Origin of the sequence: Phaeobacter sp. 11ANDIMAR09 (genome assembly GCF_001294455.1) — a bacterium.
Classification (GTDB): Bacteria; Pseudomonadota; Alphaproteobacteria; order Rhodobacterales; family Rhodobacteraceae; genus Pseudophaeobacter.
On sequence record NZ_LIKT01000011.1, the window covers coordinates 86,671 to 108,513 of the forward strand.

Here is a 21,843-nt window from a genome sequence, read left to right on the forward strand (position 1 = left end):
GGCTGCCAGACATATCTGCCCCTAGTCGTAGGGCCAGACCCCCTGCCCCAGCGCTTCGACCGCAGCTGAAATACGTTCAAAACTGTCAGCGGCACGCCTGACCGAGTGTCGGGCGCGCAGATACCCATGCACCAAACCCGGCTCGTTGATCCAATGGGCCTTACCGCCTGCCTGCAGGATTTGATCCCGGTAGTCCCGGCTGTCATCGCGCACCGGGTCGCAGTCCGCCGAGACCAGAACCGTGGGGGGCAATCCGGTGAAATCCCCGTCCTGCAGGGGGGCATAGGTCGCATCCGGTCCGACATCTCCTGCAGGCCGGCGCACGTCCATATAGAACAGGATTTCATCGCGGGTCAGCATCGGGGCCTGAGCATGTTCCAGATACGAGCCCGCATTCACATCGCCCCCAAAGGCCCCATAGATCAGCACCTGGCCCAAAAGGCAGGCGGAGAGGTCTGTATCGCCGCGCGCAGCATGAGACAGCGCTGCACAGAGATTGGCTCCGGCGCTGTCGCCCATCAGAACAATACCTTCGCCATAGGTCGCCTGCACCCAGTGCAGCGCCGTCCAGGCATCTTCGAACATGGCTGGATGTTGATGTTCGGGGGCCAGGCGGTAGTCAACGGCAACCACCCGGTAACCGGTTTGGGCACAGATCTCGGCGCAGACATCGTCATGACTGTCGAGACCGCCGACGACAAAGCCGCCACCATGACAAAACAGGACCGTACGGCTGGGATCTCCGGCCGTATAGATGCGTATCGGAATCTGCTCCAGCAGGCGGTCTTCGCTCATTACAATGTCAGGACGCGGGGCCAGGAACTCCCGCGCCATTTCATTATAGACCGCGCGCTGCTCTTCGATGCTCAGCTCAACCGCGTCTTCCGGGTAGCATTCCCCTGTTTTGCGAATGAAGGCCCAGGTTTCCTCGTCGATCAGGCGCTCATAATCCATAGCTGGTCTTTCATTGTTTTTGTTCTGTGCGACAGGTTAGGCCAGAGACCCCGGGCAAGGGAATGGCCAAAGTACAAAAAAGGGCACGCCCTGCTGGGCGCGCCCCTGTTCTCAGGCAATCCAGGTCATGAGCTCCCTGTCGCGCTTTGTCAGGCGGCGGCTTCCGCGTCTGCATGATGTTCCCAAGGGCGGATAAAGCCCCCCAGAACTGCAGAGATATCACTGTCGCTGGCGCCATTGGCCTCCAGCTGAGCAATCAATCCACGCTTCTTGTCGTCCAGTACGGCAACCACCCGTGCCGGTGAGCCAGCCTTGAGCAGGGCTTCGTTATACACCCGGGTGATGGCGTTTTTGCGCAGATCAGGTTTGAAGACCTTGCCCACTGCGGTTTTGGGAAGCTCATCCAATACCGTCAGATGTTTGGGAATGGCGGCGCGCTCATGCACGTGGATCTTACAGTATTCCAGCAGCTCATCCGCTGTGGCTGTGGCTCCTTCAACCAGTTCGACAAAGGCACAGGGCAGCTCGCCCGAATGGGCATCGGGCTGGCCAATCGCCCCGGCAAAAGCCACGGCCTCGTGGCCCAGAAGGGCTTCTTCGATTTCGGCCGGGTCAATGTTGTGACCACCGCGAATGATCAGATCTTTGGCCCGCCCCGTGATCCAGAGATAGCTGTCGCTGTCAAAGCGCCCCAGATCGCCGGTCCGCAGATATTTATCCTTGTAGTAGAGATCGACGTTCTTGTCGGTCTCGGTATAGGTATTGCCCGCATAGACGCCTGGATTGGAGATGCAGATTTCGCCAATTTCATCAGTGCCGCATTCCACCAGCCCCTCGGGGGTGCCCTTGACGATCTTTACGTCCGTATAGGGGAAGGTGAGCCCGATCGAGCCGATTTTCTTTTCCCCGTCCACCGGATTGCAGGAGACCAGGCAGGTCGCCTCGGTCAGGCCGTAGCCTTCGATGATCTTGATGCCTGTCGCCTTTTCAAAGCGGTGGAACAGTTCTACCGGCAGCGGAGCCGACCCGGAAAAGGCCGTTTTCACAGATGAGATATCGGCATCCACTGGGCGCTGCATCTTGGCCGAGATCGCCGTAGGAACGGTGATGATAAAAGAGATCTTCCAGCGCTCGATCAGCTTCCAGAAATTGTCAAAGACGCCGTCACCACGATACCCCTGTGGCGTTGGGAAGACCACATGCGCCCCCGAAGACAGCGAGGCCATCATGATCACATGACAGGCAAAGACGTGGAACAGGGGCAACGGGCACATGATGTTGTCGTCTTCGGTGAACAGCAGGGTGTTGCCAATCCAGCCATTGTAGATCAGCCCCGAATATTTGTGCTGCGCCACCTTGGGCATGCCGGTGGTGCCACCGGTATGGAAGTAGCAGGCCACCCGGTCTTCGGTGCTGTCAGCAAACTGCAACGTGGTTGGTTGTTTGCGCATCTCCTTGCGGAAGGATTTGTAATCCGCATGGGTGACCTTTTCCTTGTTCTCGATCTTGGGTCGGATCAGCGGCACAATCCAGGACTTTGGCGGTGTCAGGTAGCGGTTCAGATCCACTTCCAGAACCGTGTTCACGCCGGGTGCATGGCGCACGGCCTCAGCCACCTTTTGCGCCACATCCGTCTTTGGGAAGGGCTTGAGCGTTACCACAACTTTGGCTTTGGTTTCACGCAGGATGGAGGCGATCTGTTCCGGTTCCAACAGCGGGTTGATCGGGTTGACGATCCCCGCAACCGCACCAGCCAACATGGTCACCAGCGTCTCATTACAATTGGGCAGCACATAGGCCACCACATCCTTTTCACCGATGCCCATCTCACGAAACATATTGGCGGCCTGAGAGACCTGATCCTTGAGCTGGCTCCAGGTCAGTGTTTCCGCCTTATCCGTCGGCCCGGAAAAGATCTGATAGCTGACCGCATTATTGTTGGGAAACTTGCCGGTTGTGCGCGACAATAACTGGTACAGGGTCACCGGGTTGTCCCGTTCCTCCCAGCTGGCTTCTTGCTCCATTGCGTTACGGTCATCAATCGTGGCAAATGCCATTGTAATCCTCCCCTGACCCCAGCTTTTGCCAGGATTTTCCTCTTCCGCCTTAATCTGAGGCCAAAAACCGGATCGTGCAAGCGCATGGGGCGGATCACGTCAAGGCAACGCCGCATTTTGACGTTGCGAAACAAGCAGCCCGACAGACGGGCCACTTGAAATTCCCTTATTCTGCAGCCAGCCCGTCGGTGAACTGAAGACGCGCCAGACGGGCATAAAGCCCGCCTTCGGCCACCAGACCATCATGGGTGCCGGTGGCAACCATCTGCCCGCCCTCCATGACCACGATCCGGTCGGCCTTCTTCACCGTTGCAAGGCGATGCGCCACGATCAGTGTGGTGCGGCTTTGGCTCAGCTCATCCACAGCAGCCTGAACCAGCCGTTCGCTTTCGGCATCCAGCGCTGAGGTCGCCTCGTCCAGCAACAGCACTGGTGCGTCGCGCAGGATGGCGCGGGCAATGGCGATCCGTTGTTTCTGCCCGCCCGACAGCATCACGCCCCGTTCCCCTACAAAACTGTCATAGCCTTCGGGCAGCGCCGAGATAAACTCATGCGCGGCAGCAGCGGCGGCTGCGGCTTCGACCTCGGCATCTGTTGCCTCAGGCCGGCCAAAGCGAATGTTTTCGCGCGCTGATGCGGCAAAGATGACTGGATCCTGTGGCACCATGGCCAGGTGCTGGCGAAAATCATCCCGCTGCAGGTCCGGCAAAGCGACCCCATCCAACAAAATGGCGCCCTGATCCGGGTCGTAAAACCGTTGGATCATCTGGATGATGGTTGTCTTACCCGCGCCTGAAGGCCCGACAAAGGCAACCGTTTCCCCAGGCTTCACCGTCAGGTTCACCTCATTCAGAGCCTGAACGCCAGGCCGGGCGGGATAGGCAAAAGAGACATCTTCAAAGGTGATCTCGCCCCGGACAGGCTGCGCCAGAGTCTGGGCCGCCTTGGGATCCTTGACGGTATCGGTGGCGTTCAACAGCTCGATCAATCGCTCGGTGGCGCCTGCTGCACGTTGCAGCTCGCTCCAGATTTCCGACAGCGCCGCCACCGATCCCGCAACCAACACCGCGTAGATCACAAACTGGATCAATGTGCCTTCGCTCATCAGTCCGGCGCGCACATCATTGGCCCCCATCCAGAGCACACCGACAATGCCGGAGAACACCAGAAAAATCACAATGACGGTCAAATAGGCGCGGGTTCTGATCCGGTTTACCGAGACATCAAAGGCTGTTTCGGTCATTTTGGAGAACTGCGCACGGCTGGCGTTTTCATGGGTAAAGGCCTGCACCGTCTGCACGGCGCCAAGCGCTTCGCCCGCATTGCCCGAAGAGGCTGCAATCCAATCCTGGTTTTCACGGCTGATGCCCCGCAGCCGCCGCCCCAGCACCATGATTGGCACGATTACGGCAGGGACAATTAGCAGCACGAGCCCGGTGAGCTTGGCCGAGGTCAACAGCATCAGCACCATGCCACCGATAAAGATCAGCAGATTACGCAGCGCAATCGAGACCGAAGAGCCCAGCACCGATTGAATCAGCGTGGTGTCCGTGGTGATCCGGCTCAGGACTTCACCCGTCATGATCTTTTCAAAAAAGGCCGGGCTCATGCCGATTACGCGGTCAAAAACCGCTTTGCGGATATCCGAAACCACGCGTTCCCCCAGCCGGGTCACCAAGGCATAGCGCAGGCCCGTGCCCAGGGCCAGCATGGCAGCAATACCAAGTGCGGCCACAAAATACTGGTTCAACAGCGCGCTTTCGGAGACGCGAAAATTATCCACCACGCGCCGCACCGCCAGCGGCAGCGTCAAAGACAGGCCTGCGGTCAAAACCAGGGCGCAGGTGGCCGCAAACATCAACAGTCGATAGGGACGCATAAAGGGCCACAGGGCCCCGATTACCCCTATGTCACGCGAGGTTTCACGTTCATCTTCTGTTGTGGGAGCAGGCTGATTGCGCGCCATATCGGGTCCTTTTAACAGTTTGTCCTGCGCGGGCCTGGTGCCCTCGTGGTCCAGAAAGGTTCATGGCGTCCTGAGCCCATCAGGTCAAGCAACTCTGGCGCCATTCCCCGGAACAAACCGGGGCCATGCCCTGCCAAACCCCTGTTTTGGTCAAAAGGACGCAACAGGATTGCCCCAGGCCTGGATCTAGTCACACAGGGATTGGGCCGCGCAAACCCTCGCAGACCTTTGCCGTTTCAGGACTCTCTTCATGAGGCTCTGCCTGCATCAGGCCGCTACCCTTTAACCGGTCCTATAACCATGCCGGACCCGGTAACGCGCCCGCCCCTATGGTTAGCAATCACGTCGGGTTGACCTGCCAGGCTCAGATTCCGTTGCGTCGTCCGCAGTTTTCCGAAAACAAGGCCGCGAATCGAATCCTATCTCTCAAAAAGGGAAGCCCCTGCACCTCAAGATATGCACTCTTAAAGAACACGAGACAGTCAAACTCTCCCTATGCGAATGCCTAAAGCCTCATTTTGAGGCTTAATGCCACCGAGGGTGCAAGTCACTGCTCTTGCAAAACTACCGGGGATTGTTCTTTGCGCTTCCTTAACGATTGGACTGCCATCCGTAAGTCGTGCCTGGTAAATCTGTGGAGCGATAAATGTTAAATCTCATTTCGGTGAAACTCTCGAAGAAGCTCCCGCTCTTCATTGTTGGCTTTAGCGCCCTAATAGGCGCGATCCTTATTGCGTTCAGCCTGGTAAACTTTCAACGCCAGGCCTTTCAGAATGTGCAACAGCAGATGTCTTCGATGGTCGCGGACCGCAAGGCGGCTGTGCGACAGCTGATGAATAGCGTTCATTCCGATCTATTGACCCTCGGAGCATCCCCCGCAACCAGCGGAGCGTTGGCTGCCTTTGACCAGGCCTGGAACGAGTTGGGCGATCCCGCAAGAACTCTCAACCATGCCTACATCAAAGACAACCCAAACAAGACGGGCGAAAAGCATCTGCTTGATCGCGCCCCTGGGGATCAGACCTATCATGAGACCCATGGCATCTATCACCCCGGCCTGAGGACGATCATTGATACCAAAGGCTATTATGATGCCTTTCTGATCAACCCCGCCGGCGAGATTGTCTATTCAGTGTTCAAGGAAATGGACTACGCCACCAGCCTGACCACAGGCGCCTATAAGGACTCCGGTCTGGGTGTGGTGTTCCGCGAAGCGGCAAAGGGCCGCGCTGGCAAGGTCTATTTTGCCGATATGGAACCCTATGCGCCCAGTTTTGGAGCCGCCGCCGCCTTTGTTGCCACCCCAGTTTTTGATGCCAATGGCACGCTGCAAGGCGTTGCAGCCCTGCAGATCCCGGTCGCCCTGCTGGGAGAGATCGTCAACAATTCAGATGGCTTAGGCGCTACTACCGAGATCTATATTATCGGTCAGGACGGTCTTGCGCGGACGACCTCGCGGTTTGAAGACGGCTACCAAGTGCTGCAGCCCCTGCCCGCAAGCGACCATGTGGTTGCGGCTCAGCAAGGGGAAGACACCTATAGCTCCGACGCAGTAGGCCTCGGCGAGAAACAGGTTGTTGCCTATGCCAGACCTCTGGAGCTGAGCTTTGCTGATTGGGTGATTGTCGCCGAACAGGATGTCGCCGAAATCATGGGACCCGTTGCTAAAAAGCGCAATGTTCTTATGATGATTGGACTTGGCGTCACCCTGATCATGTCGCTCTTGGGCTGGTTGTTTGCACGCTCCATCACCAAGCCGATCAACCGGATCTGTCACAGCATGGAAGCCGTTTCTTCCGGAGATCTGGATACCGAAGTCACCGAGGCGATCCGAGGCGACGAGATTGGTCAGATCGGCAAGACCTTGGTGTCCATGCAGGGCGACCTGAAACAGGCACGGAGCGCCGAAGAGGAGCGCGCCGAGCAGCAACGCCAGCAGCAGCATGTGGTGGAAACCCTCAGCGCTGGCCTGTTGCGCCTGTCAGAGGGAGACTTCTCCAAAAACATCGAAGAGCCTTTCACGGGAGAGCATGAAAAGCTGCGGGCCGATTTCAACACAACGGTTCAGACGCTGAATGATACCCTTTCTAAGGTGGTTGATTCCGCTGCAAGTATCAGAAACGGAGCAAATGAAATCAGCCAATCCTCGGATGATCTGTCGACCCGGACCGAAAGCCAGGCAGCAACCCTGGAAGAAACAGCCGCAGCACTGGAAGAAATGACTGCGAGTGTAAAATCAGCCGCCGAAGGGGCGCGCAGCGTTGAAAAGATCGTTGGCGAGGCCAAAGCCGAAGCCGAAGTCAGCGGCACCGTGGTGAAAAATGCGGTTTCTGCCATGACCGAAATTGAGCAGTCTTCGACCCATATTTCCCAGATTATCAGCGTGATTGATGATATCGCGTTCCAGACCAACCTTCTGGCGCTCAATGCAGGCGTAGAAGCCGCCCGGGCAGGGGAAGCCGGGCGCGGGTTTGCGGTGGTTGCCTCCGAGGTGCGCGCTTTGGCACAGCGGTCCTCCGACGCGGCCATGGAGATCAAAACCTTGATCGGCGACAGCTCCAAACAGGTTGAACAGGGGGTAGATCTGGTCGGACAGGCCGGCACCGCTTTGCAAAGCATCGTAGATCGTGTCGGCCATATCTCGACGCTGGTGACCGATATTGCCAGAGGCGCGGTTGAACAATCCACTGGGTTGGGGGAAATCAACACCGGCGTTGTCCAGCTGGACCAGGTCACCCAGCAAAATGCTGCCATGGTCGAAGAAGCAACAGCCGCAGGTCATCTGCTCAAGAGCGATGCAACCGAATTGACCACCCTGGTGGGGAGATTTCAAATCTCAGGGCAACCCGCCCACAAGTCCCCCGCTGTTGAGACGGCCCTCCCTGCCCCATCAGCCCATGGTGCGGAGGACTGGGATATGGACATCCCAGACACCGCGCCCTCCGCAACTGGGACAGATGGCGCGAACACCTGGCAGGATTTCTAGTTCCTGACATATATGGCCTGCGGCACAGACCAAATTGGCGCTGTGCTGCAGTCTGCAACGAGCCCAGCCCCGTTTCCCTAGGGTAGCCACATTGGCCGGGGATCAAGGCTGGGCTTCTGCGGTCGGTGCTAGCGCATACCAACAGATGTGACGAGCCAGGCACTTAATCGTCGATGCCTCTCCCGAGCAAGGTTCTAAGCTGGAAGATCGGAGTATAGCTAAACCCAAGCCGAAACTCACCACGCAGACCATCTTTCGATGCAATCACATTTACGGCCTCTTTGGGGCCATCAAGAGTACCCCCCAGCAACCTCACCACCTACACGGGGCCCCGCTATACCGAATGTGGAGGCCGGGAGTGAGCTCTACAAATGCATGTGATTGGTCCACGAAAAAGCCCGCCGGGCCTTCGTCGAAGTGGAATTCGCAGACCTATTTCCGGAAATGTTCAATCACAGCCTTGAACAATCGACAATGTGCAGGCTGCGCAAGCCACTGACAAAGCGAGCGCATGAGTAGCATAGGGCCACAGTCAATTGCAATTTCAAGAGATCCATGGAGCGGGCGGCGGGAATCGAACCCGCGTCATTAGCTTGGAAGGCTAAGGTCTTACCACTACACAACGCCCGCTCATTGAGGCACTACCTATTTCATTGATTTTTGGGCGTCAAGCCAAGATGCGTAGACTTTTGCAAAGCTTGCGAAATTGATTTCTGAAACCAAACTCTGCCCGTCAAACTCTGGGCCAAGCCCTTCAGAATGATGGCATGCCTGTGGCCCAATCCATCCCTATGTGCCTCCGGTCAGCCCTTTGCTGCGGAACTGGTTAGGGATCAACTGATTGGCGATTGCTGCTGGAGGGTTGCGCGATGGATTCACAGGCAAAAAACCTTTCACGCGGAAATTCCGCACGGTTTCGAACATGAAGCAATATTGTCCGCATTTTTTACGCCAACGCTCCATTTTTTGCGCAATCCGCGCACGGGTTTTCACGTATCACCTAGGGAATCGCGACAGGAGTAAGCCCCGATGACCAAAAACATGCATGTCTATCAAGCTATTGCCCAAGCAACTGCCGACCATGGGGTCGATACGATGTTTGGATTGATGGGCGACGCCAATCTTTTCATGGTGGATAGTTTTGTACGCGATTGCGACGGACGGTTTGTCCCGGCCGCCCATGAGGGCAGCTCTGTACTGATGGCTCTGGCCTATGCCCATGTCGCAGGGAAGGTTGCTGTTGCGACCGTGACCCATGGCCCGGCATTGACCAATTGTGTCACTGCCCTGACCGAGGGCGCGCGCGGGCATATCCCGATGGTGCTGCTTGCCGGGGACACCCCGGTGGCTAATCCGCGTCACCTGCAGGGAATTGACCAGCGCGAAGTGGTCAAGGCCACCGGCGCCGGCTTTGTACAGCTGCGCGCGCCGGAAACCGTGGCCATGGATGTGGCGCAGGCCTTTTACCGGGCGCAGGTCGAACGCCGCCCAATCGTCCTGAACATGCCGGCTGATTTCATGTGGCAAGAGGCCGAGCACAAAGCCCAGGTCCTGGAAGTCTTCACCGCACCCGGCGGTGTCGCCCCTGGTGATATTCTGGACGAGGCCATTGGCATGATCGCCTCGGCGCGGCGCCCGCTGATCCTGGCCGGAGGTGGTGCCGTGGCAGCCCGCGACCAGCTGATCAAACTGGCCGACCGTCTAGAGGCGCCTTTGGCCACCACGCTCAAGGCCAAAGGCCTGTTCAACGGCCACCCCTATAACATCGACATCTTTGGCACCCTATCTACGCCCGCCGCCTATGATCTCATTGCCCAGTCCGATTGCATCATTTGCTTTGGCACCGCCCTGCATGATTTCACCACCGACCGCGGCAAGCTGATGACAGACAAACGCATCATTCAGGTCGATATCGAGCCGACCGCCATTGGCGGCGGGCTGCACCCTGATGCCGCGCTGGTGGCCGATTCCGGGCTGACGGCAGACACAATCCTCTATTGGCTGGACGAGGCAGAGATCGCCGCCAGCGGCTTCACTCGCGAATTGGACATTGAAACGCTCACCGCACATCCCCTGGGATCAAACAAAACCGCAGAGGGCTATGTGAACTACGTTCAGGCCTTGGAACGTCTGGAAGAGGCGCTGCCAAAGGATCGGGCCCTGGTCACCGATGGCGGCCGTTTTATGACCGAGGTCTGGTGCCGCATCTCTGCCCCCAACCCGCAAAGCTTTGTTGTAACGGCCAATTTCGGCTCCATCGGTCTGGGCCTGCAAGAGGCCATCGGCGCAGGCCTGGCGGCCCCTGATCAGCCTGTCGTGATGTTCAGCGGCGATGGTGGTTTCATGATGGGGGGGATCAACGAATTCAACACAGCCGTGCGCCTCGGCCTGGATCTCATCGTCATTGTTGCCAACGACTCCGCCTATGGCGCCGAGCACATCCAGTTTCTGGATCGCAAGATGGACCCCAGCCTGACAGAGTTCCACTGGCCCTCCTTTGCCGGGATTGCCAAATCTCTGGGAGGCGAGGGCATCGAGGTGCGTAACAGCACAGATCTGGAAGAGGCCATTGCGGGGTTGAAAACCCGCAAAGGACCAACCCTGATCGAGCTTCACCTTGATCCACATGACGTGCCGCGCATGCGGATCTGACGCCCGCTCAGCTTTCGGCCCTCAGATGTCGGCTGCAAGGATAGCGAAGCAACGCCCCCCTCTTCCGATATCGGGACTGGGGGGACATCGCAAAAAGAGGAGCAGTCCGAATTGAAACTGCCCCCCTAGAGTTCGGCTTTCCAATTGGCGGGGGTGACATAGACAACGCTGTCATCCGCGCTGAGCATCACCTCTCCATCCTGGATATTCACCTGCAGCCGCATTGAGCGATTGGCCAGCTGTGCCAAGGCCTGGGTTTCCGTCTCCGGGAAGTTGACAACCCTGAGATTGTCAAACCGGGTGGTGCTGTTTCGGGTCTTGTCCCACCAGATCTCCGCCGGTTTGCCGCCATAGCTATAGACGATCACCTCTTTGGCCTTACCACAGGATTGGCGCAGGATCTTTTCACTCGGAAGCCCCAGGGCAACCCAGAGTTCAAGCTCGCCGCTCAAGCTCTTTTGCCAGATGTCCGGCTCGTCATCGCTCGACAGCCCCTTGGTCATTTCCAGGTGCTCGTGAGCGTTCAGAGCAAAAGCCAACAGACGCACCATCAATCGCTCGTCCGTTTCTGAAGGGTGTTTAGCGACTGTCAGCCTGTGGGTCTCGTAGTAGTGGCGATCCATATCGGAAACGGACAGCTCAACTTTATAGATGGTCGCTTTTTGCGCCATGGTTTTTCCAAATCTCCAAGATCGCTTGTCTTCAGCTGCCCCAGCCCTGCCAGTAAAACTCTTTCATATGCAACCCCGTCGTCACGTTTAACCGCTCAAAGTTTCAGTCGCATCAAAGTCAACCCGTACTCAGGCGAGTGATCAGAAGCCAACTAGACCCAGGCAACACACTAGAAAATTGAAATTGAGGTTAAGAACTGTCCGTCGGCAGAGTTTTTGGTTTTAAAGGTCACCTGAACTAAGAGAGTGTCTCGCTCATCTGGTTGGTTTGATTGTGCGGCGCGTCGCCTGTGATGCAAGCGGCGCGCTACGAGCGTCTTTCGTTTGGTCCTTTCTCGGTGTTGTAGAATGGCTTTCTCCCGTCCGAAATAGAGGTCGGCCGGTGTGACGTTGTTCCGGCTTTCGTGGTGGCGATGATGATTGTAGTTATCGACGAAGGCTTCGTTTTGGGCTTCGAGATCACCTCGCAAGAAGTAGTTTTCCAACAAGATGCGGTTCTTCAAGGTTTGATGCCAACGTTCGGTTTTACCTTGTGCCTGAGGGTGATAGGGCGCGCCGCGAGACTGGACGCAGTGCGGTGAGCATCCACGTACCGTGATCTGGTGAACAGTATCACGTCTAAAATCGTCACTGAAATCTGGCTTCCCCAAAAAGGACTCCTTGCCTCAAAACTAGGGTCAGGACTCATAACCAGAATATGACTGTTGCGGCGAGAGCGATTGCTGACAGGAAGACCTTTGGGCAGCGGTCATAACGGGTTGAGACACGTCGCCAGTCTTTGAGCCTGCCGAACATCCTTTCGATGCGGTTGCGACGTTTGTATCGGCGCTTGTCGTACTTGATGGTCGTCTTGCGCGATTTGCGTCCGGGGATGCAGGGCTTTGTGCCCTTATCTATAAGGGTTTCGCGGAACCAATCGGCGTCATACCCTCGATCAGCGAGAAGCCATTCGGCTTTTGGCAGCCCGTTCATCAAGGCCGCAGCGCCAGTATAATCGCTCACTTGGCCTGCGGTAATGAACAGGCGGACTGGACGGCCGATGGTATCTGTAATGGCGTGCAATTTGGTGTTCATCCCCCCTTTGGTCAAGCCGATCAGGCGTCCGCGCCCCCCTTTTTCAATCGCAGGCTGGAGGCCGTGCGATGCGCTTTGAGGTATGTTGCATCAATTGAGATGGTTGTGTTGTCAGGGTCCTGTTCAGACAATCCCATCATGATCCGGGCAAACACGCCCATATCACTCCAACGCTTCCAGCGATTATACAATGTCTTTGGTGGGCCATACTCGGCAGGTGCATCGCGCCACCTTAAACCATTGCGATTGATGAATATAATGCCACTTAGAACGCGGCGATCGTCAACGCGAGCACGACCTCGACTCTTTGGAAAGAATGGCCGGAGACGCGCCATCTGCGCCTCCGTAAGCCAGTACAAGTTGCTCATAACATCCCCCCGAAACTCGGGATCGTGAACCATAACAACGCGACAAGCTCAATCGGATAATGCGTCCTGACCCTAGGGAACAAAATGTCTAAAATAGTAGCGGCTATTCAGATCAATGGCTACGAAGAGGTAAAACTTGCCCTCAAACAGGGTTTGGCAGATGCAACCAGCCTCAACTATCACCTATTATTTTTGCGTCCAGCTGCGCTGAGTAATAGTAGGCGATTGCTTGGGCCCGGTTTCTGACAGAGAGCTTCTCGTAGATATTGGACAGGTGAAACTTGACCGTGTTTGTCGAAATCAGCAACTCCTTTGAAAGCTCACGATTTGACAACCCCTTTGACAGCGCCTCAAGGATGACCCGCTCTTTGCGGGACAGGCTATTAATTGGATCCTGCTGCATCTTACGCACGTCGATGAAGGGAAACACCATCTTGCCCGCGGCCACGTCTGCGCAGGTTTCCAGCAACCCCTCGACCTCACCCGACCGGGAGGCAAACCCCGCAGCTCCTGCCTGCATTGCAAGACGTGGGATATCGCCAACCTCGTCACCGTAAACGACAAACCGAGGCTTGTTTTCCTGTTCCCGCAGAACTTCAATCAGCTTGGCGGCTCCAAGAACAGGCAGGTTCCAAGAGATCACGCAAACCTGCACCGGAACGCGCATCACCGCCCCCAGGAAGCCTTCGGCCGTTGAAGAGGTGGCCACCAGAGAGAATCGTGGATCCCGTTCAAAAATTTCTGACATCGCCGACAAGACCAAGGGGTTGTTATCGGCAAGCATGACATCAATCGATTGCGGCGAAGGTCCTGACATTGATTTTACACCCGAATTTCAAAAATACTACCCATTTGGGTGGCGATATACTCGGTATACTGCGGTATTCTAGCCCAAACAGGTAGGTATTTTGCTACCATATTAGAAGCCCCAAAGCAGTATTAAGTTACGTTGTGCAATGCTGCAAGCGGCGCTTTTGTGATCCTCAACACGATAAATGGGCGTGGTGAACCACCCCGACGACCAAGGAGGATCAAATGACGTTCCAAATTTACCCCACCCTCGAAATTCCCGAGACGCTGGCGGCCGGGCCGGGGCCGGGCAATACTGATGCCCGTGTTCTGCAGGCGTTTTCCAGCGCAGGTGTGGCGGATCACATGCAGGGTGACGTTCTACGCGGCATGGTCGAATGTAAGCTCATGCTGCGCGAAATCTGGGGCACCTCGAACACATATACCTTTGCGGTTGCCGGCACCGGCTGGAGCGCGCTGGACACCATGTTCTCTGCTGTCATGCCGGGTGACAAGGTCGTTGCTTTCAACAATGGCACCTTTTCCGGCATCGACACGCTCACCCTCAGGATCAAGGCCGCAACTCCAGAAGAGCACGCCACCGCCCCCCTGAACCCGCAGGCCGCCAGCGTCATCGTGATTGATGTCCCACATGGACAATCCGTAACCGGCGACATGGTCGAGGCCGCTCTGGCGGAACATAAGCCCAAATGGGCCTTCATGGCGCATTGGGAAACGGGATCAGGACGCATCAACGATCTGCGGGGCTTCTCCGATGCCTGTGAACGTCATGGCGCAATGGGGCTGACCGATGCAGTCTCCTCGCTGGGTGTCGAAGATTTCCGCATCGACGACTACCCCGGTATCGCTGGCTGGGCATCCTGTCCGCAAAAAGGCCTGTGTTGTCTGCCTCTGACCTATGCGCCCGTCAGTTTTACCGACGCTTACATGAACAGCCTGAAGGCAACAGGCGCCTACAGCTATGTCCACAACCCAATCTTCGAGGCTCGCCACTGGGGCATTGTGGATGGTGCGGATGTTGAACGCGGCACCTATCACCGGACCCATTCCGGCTATGCCGTTGCCGCTTTCCACGAGTCTCTTCGTCTCACGCTGGCAGAAGGGCTGGCAAAGCGGTCCGCCGCCTATCGCACCCACGAAAAGATCCTGCGTGACGCCGTAACTGCGATGGGCTGCGAGGTGACCTCGGACATGCCTAGTCTGCTGGTGCTCAATCTGCCAGCAGATCTGGCAGGCCGCGAGATGGAGCTGGTGCAGAACTGCCGCGCCCGTGAGTTTGGCATCTGGCCGACACTTAGCGCCCCGGTTCAGGTCCGCATTGGCATCCTCAACCAGCTGAACCGCCATGCCATCAGCCAGATCATCCGACTGTTTTCCGAAGCCATCAGCGAACTGGGGGGCACGGTCGATATGGAAGAGATCGAGGCCCTGCTCGAAAGCCGCTACGGCACATCGATCGCGGCTTGAACGCACTGCAAAAACGAAAGGATTGCAGATGGATATTCATGAGTATCAGGCAAAAGAGGTTCTTTCGAATTTCGGCGTTGCCATACCATCTGGGGCGCTTGCCTACAGCCCGGAACAGGCCGCCTATCGTGCGCGAGAGCTGGGCGGTGATCGGTGGATTGTCAAAGCTCAGGTTCATGCAGGCGGCCGCGGCAAAGCCGGTGGCGTAAAGCTGTGCAACAGTGAGAATGAGATTCATGAGGCCTGCGACAACCTGTTCGGACGCAAGCTGGTGACCCATCAGACCGGCCCGGAAGGCAAAGGCATCTATCGCGTCTATGTCGAATCCGCCGTGCCGATTGACCGCGAGATTTATCTGGGCTTCGTGCTGGATCGCTCCAGCCAGCGTGTGATGATTGTAGCCTCCTCTGAGGGGGGTATGGAGATCGAAGAGATTTCCGCAGAACGCCCCGACAGTATCGTACGTTCCATCGTGGAACCTGCGGTTGGCCTGCAGGAGTTTCAGGCCCGTGAAATCGCCTTTGATCTGGGGCTGGAACCCCGGCTGGTGCAGCAGATGGTGCGGACGCTGCAGGGCTGTTACGCAGCCTTCAGCGAACTGGATGCAACCATGGTTGAAATCAACCCGCTGGTCATCACCGGGGACGACCGAGTTCTGGCGCTGGATGCCAAGATGAGCTTTGACGACAACGCTCTGTTCCGTCACCCGCAGATCGCAGAGTTGCGTGACAAAAGCCAGGAAGACCCACGCGAAAGCCGTGCTGCCGACCGGGGGTTGTCCTATGTGGGGCTAGATGGAAACATCGGCTGTATCGTCAACGGTGCCGGTCTGGCAATGGCCACAATGGACACCATCAAACTGGCTGGTGGCGAACCTGCGAATTTCCTTGATATTGGCGGCGGAGCCTCACCGGAACGCGTGGCAAAGGCCTTTCGTCTGGTGTTGTCGGACAAGAATGTGCAGGCCGTACTGGTCAACATCTTCGCTGGCATCAACCGCTGTGACTGGGTTGCCGAAGGCGTTGTCCAGGCCCTGCGCGAACTGGAAATCGACATTCCGGTCATTGTGCGTCTGGCCGGGACCAATGTTGAGGAAGGCCAGAAAATTCTGGCCAAATCAGGTCTGCCGATCATTCGCGCCACAACTCTAATGGAAGCCGCAGAACGCGCTGTGGGCGCCTGGCAGCGCGACCTGACCCAAAATACCAAAGTGAGGGCTGTACAGTGAGCATTCTTCTTGACCGCGACTCCCGCGTTATCGTTCAGGGCATCACCGGACGCATGGCCCGGTTCCACACCAAGGACATGCTGGCATATGGCACCAATGTCGTCGGCGGCGTAGTCCCTGGAAAGGGTGGCGAAACCGTAGAGGGCGTGCCTGTTTTTGATACCGTCAAGCAGGCTGTCGAAGCCACCGGGGCCGATGCCAGCCTTGTTTTTGTGCCGCCGCCCTTTGCCGCAGATTCAATCATGGAGGCCGCAGATGCCGGTATCAGGTATTGTGTCTGCATCACGGATGGTATCCCCGCGCAGGACATGATCCGCGTCAAACGCTACATGTACCGCTACCCCAAGGACAAGCGTATGGTGCTGACCGGGCCGAACTGTGCCGGAACTATCAGCCCCGGCAAGGCCTTGCTGGGGATCATGCCCGGCCATATCTACCTGCCTGGCAATGTCGGCATCATTGGTCGGTCAGGCACGCTGGGCTATGAGGCCGCAGCACAGCTGAAAGAGCGCGGCATTGGTGTTTCCACCAGTGTCGGCATCGGAGGGGATCCGATCAACGGCTCATCCTTCCGTGATGTTCTCGAACGTTTCGAGAATGATGACGACACCGAAGTGATCGCCATGATTGGCGAAATTGGGGGTCCTCAGGAAGCTGAGGCGGCAGAGTTCATCCGCGATCACATCACCAAACCGGTGATTGCCTATGTGGCTGGTCTGACCGCCCCCAAGGGCCGGACCATGGGCCATGCCGGCGCAATCATTTCAGCATTTGGTGAAAGCGCCTCCGAAAAAGTTGAAATCCTGTCAGCCGCCGGTGTGACCGTGGCCGAAAATCCCGCAGTCATCGGTGAAACGATTGCACGGGTTATGGGAAAGGCTGCGTGATGGTCAAACCTTCCGTTTTTGTCACCCGTCGCTGGCCTGCTGCAGTCGAAGCTCAGCTGGCTGAAACCTACAATACCGTGCTCAATACCGGGGACAAACCGATGTCCCCGGCCGAGATACGCGAAGCGCTGAAACGCTATGACGCGGTGCTGCCCACGGTCACGGACAGCCTCAGCTCCGAGGCGCTGGATGTACCCGCAGCTCAGACCAAGATCCTTGCCAATTATGGTGTGGGATATAGCCATATTTGCGAGCCATCCGCTCGCAATCTTGGCATGACCGTGACCAACACACCCGACGTCCTGTCCGAATGCACAGCGGATCTGGCCATGACACTGCTCTTGATGGCAGCCCGCCGTGCTGGCGAAGGGGAGCGTGAGCTGCGCGCGGGAGACTGGTCTGGCTGGCGTCCGACCCATCTAGTGGGCACAAAGGTCAGCTGTAAAACGCTAGGTATCATCGGCTTTGGCCGCATCGGTCAGGAAATGGCACGGCGCGCGCATCACGGCTTTGGCATGAAGATTCTGGTCCAAAACCGCAGCCGGATTTCGCCGGATGTTCTGCATCAATACAATGCAACGCAGGTGGAAACGGTTGATGACCTGTTGCCGCACTGTGATTTTGTTTCGCTGCACTGTCCAGGCGGTGCCGCCAACCGGCATCTGATCAATTCTCGCCGCTTCGATCTGATGAAACCGGACGCCTTTCTGATCAATACCGCACGTGGTGAGATTGTGGATGAGCACGCCCTAATTCAGGCGCTAATGTTTGATGTCATCGGTGGAGCCGCTCTGGACGTCTTTGATGGCGAACCCCGGATCAGCCCGGATCTGATGCACAGCGACAACCTTGTGATGTTGCCACATCTAGGCAGCGCCACCCGTGAATCCCGTGAGGCGATGGGGTTTCGTGTTCTGGATAACCTGAGTGACTTTTTTGCAGGCCGCGCCCCGCGGGATCAGGTGATCTGATGCAAGCGCTGGCCCGGTCCCTTCAGTCCCCTTCCGACCCATCAGGCTATGCCGAAGGGTTGCGTGCAGAACTGCGCGCCCTATGGCGGAATATCCTGCTGAAGCGGGCGCCTCATGTGGAGACATGGGCTGAGGCCAGGCCATTGCCGCCGATCCCGACGGGGCCCGAGGCAACCCCCTATCTGCAGGCCCTGTCGATCTGGTTCCAGCTGCTGCGCATCGTTGACGAAAACGCCGAGGTGCGGAACCGCCGCCTGAGTGAAACCCAAAACGGTGCCGAAGCCGTCGAAGGTGGGTTTGCCAAGGTTCTGTCTGATCTGTCCCTATCGGTCACTCAGACAGAAGACCTGACCGCACCGCTATGCGTTGGCCCGACTCTGACCGCACATCCGACCGAGGCCAAGCGGGTGACCGTGCTAGAAATTCACCGCCGGATTTATCGCAATCTGGTTGGTCTTGAATCCCAGCGCTGGACTCCGACCGAACGCGTAGAACTGTTAAATGCTCTGGAAGGTGAAATCGATCTGTTGTGGCTGACGGGGGAGCTGCGCCTGTCACGCCCCAGCCTGAAGGACGAGATCGAATGGGGACTGCAGTTCTTTCGCGATGCGATCTTTGACGCTGTTCCTCAGGTCATGGAACGTTTTGATCAGGCTTGTCTGCATGTGCTTGGGCAGGTTTTGACCAAAACTCCCGACATTCGTTTTCACAGCTGGATCGGGGGCGACCGGGACGGCAATCCGAATGTTACCACCGAAATGACTGCGCAGGCCTTGAAGCGCGGGCGCGAAACAGTGTTGGATCTGTATCAACAGGCGCTTGTTCAGGCTGCCGGCAGGTTGAGCATCAGTGCCCTCATACTGCCGCTGCCTGAAACAGACCGGGCGCGCCTGCATGGCATCATTGACGCGGCACCTGATGCGTGTCGGAACCAGAATGAACCCTTCCGGCAGGCTTTGAATGCCATAGGTCATAGGCTGAGCAATGACGGTTATGATCACATTGCGCAATTCCTGGGTGATCTGGACAGCCTTGATGCCGCTTTATGTGCGGTCAACGCAGATCTTCTGGCCCGTCGACATATCCGCCCCCTCCGCCGAGCCGCTGCGGTCTTTGGCTTTCGCTGCACGACACTGGACATTCGCCAGAACTCGACCGTCACAACCGTGGTCTTGGCCGAGATCTGGTCGCAATCCGGCCAGGCGCCGGAATATGGCACCCCGGAATGGTCCGGGCGTTTGCGTCGGGAATTGGTGGATCAGAACCTGCCCTATCAAGAGCGTGAGACGCTCAGCGATCAGGCCCAGGAATTGCTTGACCTTTTGACCCTGGTTCATAGCGTTCGATCTGGGCCAGATCCACGCGCTGTCGGGCCATTTATCCTGTCGATGACGCGCTCAGCCGATGATATTCTTGGTGTCTACCTCTTGGCCCGCTACGCCGGGCTTGGGGCTGAGACACTTGATTTCTCTGTGGTTCCCCTCTTTGAGACAATTGCCGATCTGCGCAATGCCCCCGCGATCCTGCTGGCTGTACTAGATGTTCCCCTGGCCCGTCGCAGCCTGAAGACCGAGGGCAATGTGATCGAGGTGATGCTGGGTTATTCAGACAGCGGCAAGGATGGGGGCTATTTCTGCTCGACTTGGGAGTTGGAGCGCGCGCAACGGCGGATCATGACCGCGCTGGCTTCGCAGGGTTTCAAGCCCCGGTTTTTCCATGGCAGCGGGGGCTCGGTCAGCCGGGGCGGTGCCCCCACCGGGCGCGCCATCGCCGCCCAACCCAGTGGCACAATTGCCGGGCAGCTGCGGGTTACGGAACAGGGCGAGGTTGTGTCGGCCAAATATGCCAATCGTGGCACCGCCGCCGCGCATCTGGAACTGCTCCTCTCTAGCACTCTGCGCCATACTGCCAGCCCGTGCAAAACCCCTGCCTGTCCCGAGTTTGATGATGCGCTGGATGCCCTGTCAGAGCTGTCGCAGACGGCCTATGTCTCCCTTTTGCAGAGGCCTGAATTTCTCGAATACTTCCAGCAGGCCAGCCCAGTGGAAGAGCTGGCTCGGCTGAAAATCGGCTCTCGCCCGACCCGCCGTTTTGGCGCCGCCAGTCTGGAGGATCTGCGGGCTATCCCTTGGGTCTTTGCCTGGTCACAGAACCGCCACCTGATCACCGGCTGGTATGGGTTTGGCGCTGCGATGGCCAGCTTTCGCAAGTTCCGAGGCACGCATGGTGATGATGTCTTGCAGGGGATGTTTCAGCATTCGCACCTGTTCCGCCTGGCTGTCGATGAGATGGAAAAGTCGCTGTATCAGGCCGATATGGGCATCGCAGCGCAATACAGTGAACTGGTGGATGACAGTGAAATCTGCCGCAGCGTGTCGCTGAATATTCAGGCGGAATACGACAGCGCATGCAAGGCGGTGCAGTTTCTGACCGGCGGTCAACCCATAGGGCATCGCTTCCCCCGCCTGTGCGAGCGTTTTGATCGCAAACGCGATGAACTGGCCCGCATTCATGCCCTGCAGATCGACCTGCTACGACAGGCAAGACAGGATCCGCAGGTCGCAACTGTGCCCGTTCCCCTGCTGCAATCCATGAACGCCATTTCCGCTGGCCTTGGCTGGACCGGTTAACCCTTTTTCAGCCTTGTGAACTTTTCCCTCTTTTCCCGAACCTGTAAGACGAAGGAGCCAACCCCATGAGTTTTCACCCCATTGACCAAGCCCCAGCCCGGCTGAACCGCAGCGAATTGGCGGTGCCCGGCAGCCAGCCCGGAATGTTTGAAAAGGCCGCGCAATCGGATGTGGATGTCATTTTCCTTGATCTCGAAGATGCGGTCGCGCCTGATGAAAAGGAACAGGCGCGCAAGAACATCATCGAAGCCCTGAATGACATCGACTGGGGCAGCAAAACCATGTCGGTGCGGATCAACGGGCTGGACACTCATTACATGTATCGTGACGTGGTGGATGTGGTCGAACAGGCTGGCAAACGGCTGGACTTGATCATGATCCCCAAGGTTGGCACGGCTGCGGATGTCTATGCCGTCGACATGATGGTGACCCAGATCGAAGATGCCAAAGGCTATGACAAACGTATCGGCTTTGAGCATATCGTTGAAACCGCACTTGGCATGCAGAATGTCAGTGAAATCGCAGCGGCCTCAAAGCGCAATGAAAGCCTGCATTTTGGTGTGGCCGACTATGCCGCCTCTACGCGTGCGCGCACGACCATCATTGGCGGGGTAAATCCGGACTATTCGGTGCTGACGGACGCTGACGCAGAGGGTGGGCGGATGACCCATTGGGGCGATATGTGGCACTATGCCCTTGCCCGGATGGTGGTCGCAGCACGCGCCAACGGGCTACGTCCCATTGATGGGCCCTTTGGTGATTTTCAGGATCCCGAAGGTTACAAAGCTGCCACAAAACGGGCTGCGGTTCTGGGGTGCGAAGGAAAATGGGCGATCCATCCCAGCCAGATTGCACTGGCAAACGAAGTCATGTCGCCGGGGGATGCAGAAGTCACCAAGGCTCAACGCATTCTTGAGGCAATGGCCGAGGCCGAAGCGGCAGGAAAAGGCGCGGTTTCGCTGGACGGACGCCTGATCGATTATGCTTCGATCCGACAAGCCGAAGTCATGGTCGAAAAAGCGCGTCAGATCGCAGCGGCCTGAATCCGGTGACGGAGCAAGCGCTGGACATAAAACGCACCGATGCAAAGGCCATCTTTGCGGAAGCCGTTGCAGCTGCAGA

15 protein-coding genes, 1 tRNA gene and 1 pseudogene are annotated in these 21,843 nt (G+C 57.4%); 8 read left to right on the top strand and 9 right to left on the bottom strand.

What is annotated here, in order from left to right; genetic code table 11:
* Nucleotides 1–21: 21 nt before the first annotated feature.
* The 3 genes from AN476_RS11480 to AN476_RS11490 form a co-directional block, all read right to left on the bottom strand.
* Nucleotides 22–954, bottom strand: coding sequence for an alpha/beta hydrolase (locus tag AN476_RS11480; protein ID WP_054461723.1), 933 nt, complete (start codon nucleotides 952–954; stop codon nucleotides 22–24).
* A 149-nt stretch (nucleotides 955–1,103) separates the two neighbouring features.
* Nucleotides 1,104–3,011 (bottom strand): acyl-CoA synthetase, encoded by a 1,908-nt coding sequence (locus AN476_RS11485; RefSeq protein WP_054461724.1) that lies wholly within the window; start codon nucleotides 3,009–3,011, stop codon nucleotides 1,104–1,106.
* A gap of 166 nt (nucleotides 3,012–3,177) precedes the next feature.
* Entirely contained in the window at nucleotides 3,178–4,977 is a 1,800-nt protein-coding gene (locus AN476_RS11490) for an ABC transporter transmembrane domain-containing protein (protein ID WP_054461725.1), read from the bottom strand.
* Between the two features lie 646 nt (nucleotides 4,978–5,623).
* Here AN476_RS11490 and AN476_RS11495 point away from each other — a divergent pair.
* Nucleotides 5,624–7,963, top strand: a complete 2,340-nt coding sequence (locus AN476_RS11495) for a methyl-accepting chemotaxis protein (RefSeq protein ID WP_054461726.1) — start codon at nucleotides 5,624–5,626, stop codon at nucleotides 7,961–7,963.
* 556 nt (nucleotides 7,964–8,519) lie between these two features.
* Here AN476_RS11495 and AN476_RS11500 read toward each other — a convergent pair.
* Nucleotides 8,520–8,593, bottom strand: a tRNA-Gly gene (locus tag AN476_RS11500).
* 159 nt (nucleotides 8,594–8,752) lie between these two features.
* A complete protein-coding gene (locus AN476_RS22875; protein WP_157063744.1) occupies nucleotides 8,753–8,956 on the bottom strand; it encodes a hypothetical protein in 204 nt (67 codons plus the stop codon).
* A gap of 36 nt (nucleotides 8,957–8,992) precedes the next feature.
* Here AN476_RS22875 and AN476_RS11505 point away from each other — a divergent pair, with 36 nt between their 5' ends.
* The gene (locus tag AN476_RS11505; protein WP_054461727.1) at nucleotides 8,993–10,615 is read left to right on the top strand and encodes a thiamine pyrophosphate-binding protein; all 1,623 of its coding nucleotides are present in this window, start codon (nucleotides 8,993–8,995) and stop codon (nucleotides 10,613–10,615) included.
* A gap of 125 nt (nucleotides 10,616–10,740) precedes the next feature.
* Here AN476_RS11505 and AN476_RS11510 read toward each other — a convergent pair whose 3' ends face one another.
* From AN476_RS11510 to AN476_RS11525, 4 genes and pseudogenes are all read right to left on the bottom strand, one after another.
* The gene (locus tag AN476_RS11510) at nucleotides 10,741–11,286 is read right to left on the bottom strand and encodes a YaeQ family protein (RefSeq protein WP_054461728.1); all 546 of its coding nucleotides are present in this window, start codon (nucleotides 11,284–11,286) and stop codon (nucleotides 10,741–10,743) included.
* A gap of 275 nt (nucleotides 11,287–11,561) precedes the next feature.
* Nucleotides 11,562–11,846: pseudogene (locus AN476_RS22435) on the bottom strand (integrase core domain-containing protein); the annotation flags it as partial.
* Between the two features lie 124 nt (nucleotides 11,847–11,970).
* Nucleotides 11,971–12,728, bottom strand: a protein-coding gene (locus AN476_RS22440; protein WP_157063745.1) for an IS5 family transposase whose coding sequence is annotated in 2 segments (ribosomal slippage) — nucleotides 11,971–12,392 and nucleotides 12,392–12,728 — 759 coding nt in all. Because the reading frame shifts where the segments join, the coding sequence is not laid out codon by codon here.
* A 172-nt stretch (nucleotides 12,729–12,900) separates the two neighbouring features.
* A complete protein-coding gene (locus tag AN476_RS11525; RefSeq protein ID WP_253279888.1) occupies nucleotides 12,901–13,545 on the bottom strand; it encodes a response regulator transcription factor in 645 nt (214 codons plus the stop codon).
* A 218-nt stretch (nucleotides 13,546–13,763) separates the two neighbouring features.
* On the opposite strand from AN476_RS11525, the gene AN476_RS11530 reads away from it, so the two are divergent.
* The 6 genes from AN476_RS11530 to AN476_RS11555 all read left to right on the top strand — a co-directional run bounded on the left by AN476_RS11530 (nucleotide 13,764) and on the right by AN476_RS11555 (nucleotide 21,764).
* Nucleotides 13,764–15,005: an alanine--glyoxylate aminotransferase family protein gene (locus AN476_RS11530; RefSeq protein ID WP_054461729.1), complete on the top strand. Its 1,242-nt coding sequence runs from the start codon at nucleotides 13,764–13,766 to the stop codon at nucleotides 15,003–15,005.
* Nucleotides 15,006–15,033: 28 nt separating this feature from the next.
* The gene (locus tag AN476_RS11535; RefSeq protein ID WP_054461730.1) at nucleotides 15,034–16,233 is read left to right on the top strand and encodes a malate--CoA ligase subunit beta; all 1,200 of its coding nucleotides are present in this window, start codon (nucleotides 15,034–15,036) and stop codon (nucleotides 16,231–16,233) included.
* Nucleotides 16,230–17,120, top strand: coding sequence for a succinate--CoA ligase subunit alpha (gene sucD / locus AN476_RS11540; protein WP_054461731.1), 891 nt, complete (start codon nucleotides 16,230–16,232; stop codon nucleotides 17,118–17,120). Before AN476_RS11535 ends, sucD begins: the two co-directional genes overlap by 4 nt.
* Entirely contained in the window at nucleotides 17,120–18,091 is a 972-nt protein-coding gene (locus tag AN476_RS11545) for a D-glycerate dehydrogenase (RefSeq protein WP_054461732.1), read from the top strand. The genes sucD and AN476_RS11545 overlap by 1 nt, the downstream gene beginning before the upstream one ends.
* A complete protein-coding gene (locus AN476_RS11550; RefSeq protein ID WP_054461733.1) occupies nucleotides 18,091–20,721 on the top strand; it encodes a phosphoenolpyruvate carboxylase in 2,631 nt (876 codons plus the stop codon). The genes AN476_RS11545 and AN476_RS11550 overlap by 1 nt, the downstream gene beginning before the upstream one ends.
* Nucleotides 20,722–20,786: 65 nt before the next feature.
* Nucleotides 20,787–21,764, top strand: coding sequence for a CoA ester lyase (locus tag AN476_RS11555; RefSeq protein ID WP_054461734.1), 978 nt, complete (start codon nucleotides 20,787–20,789; stop codon nucleotides 21,762–21,764).
* Nucleotides 21,765–21,843 lie beyond the last annotated feature (79 nt).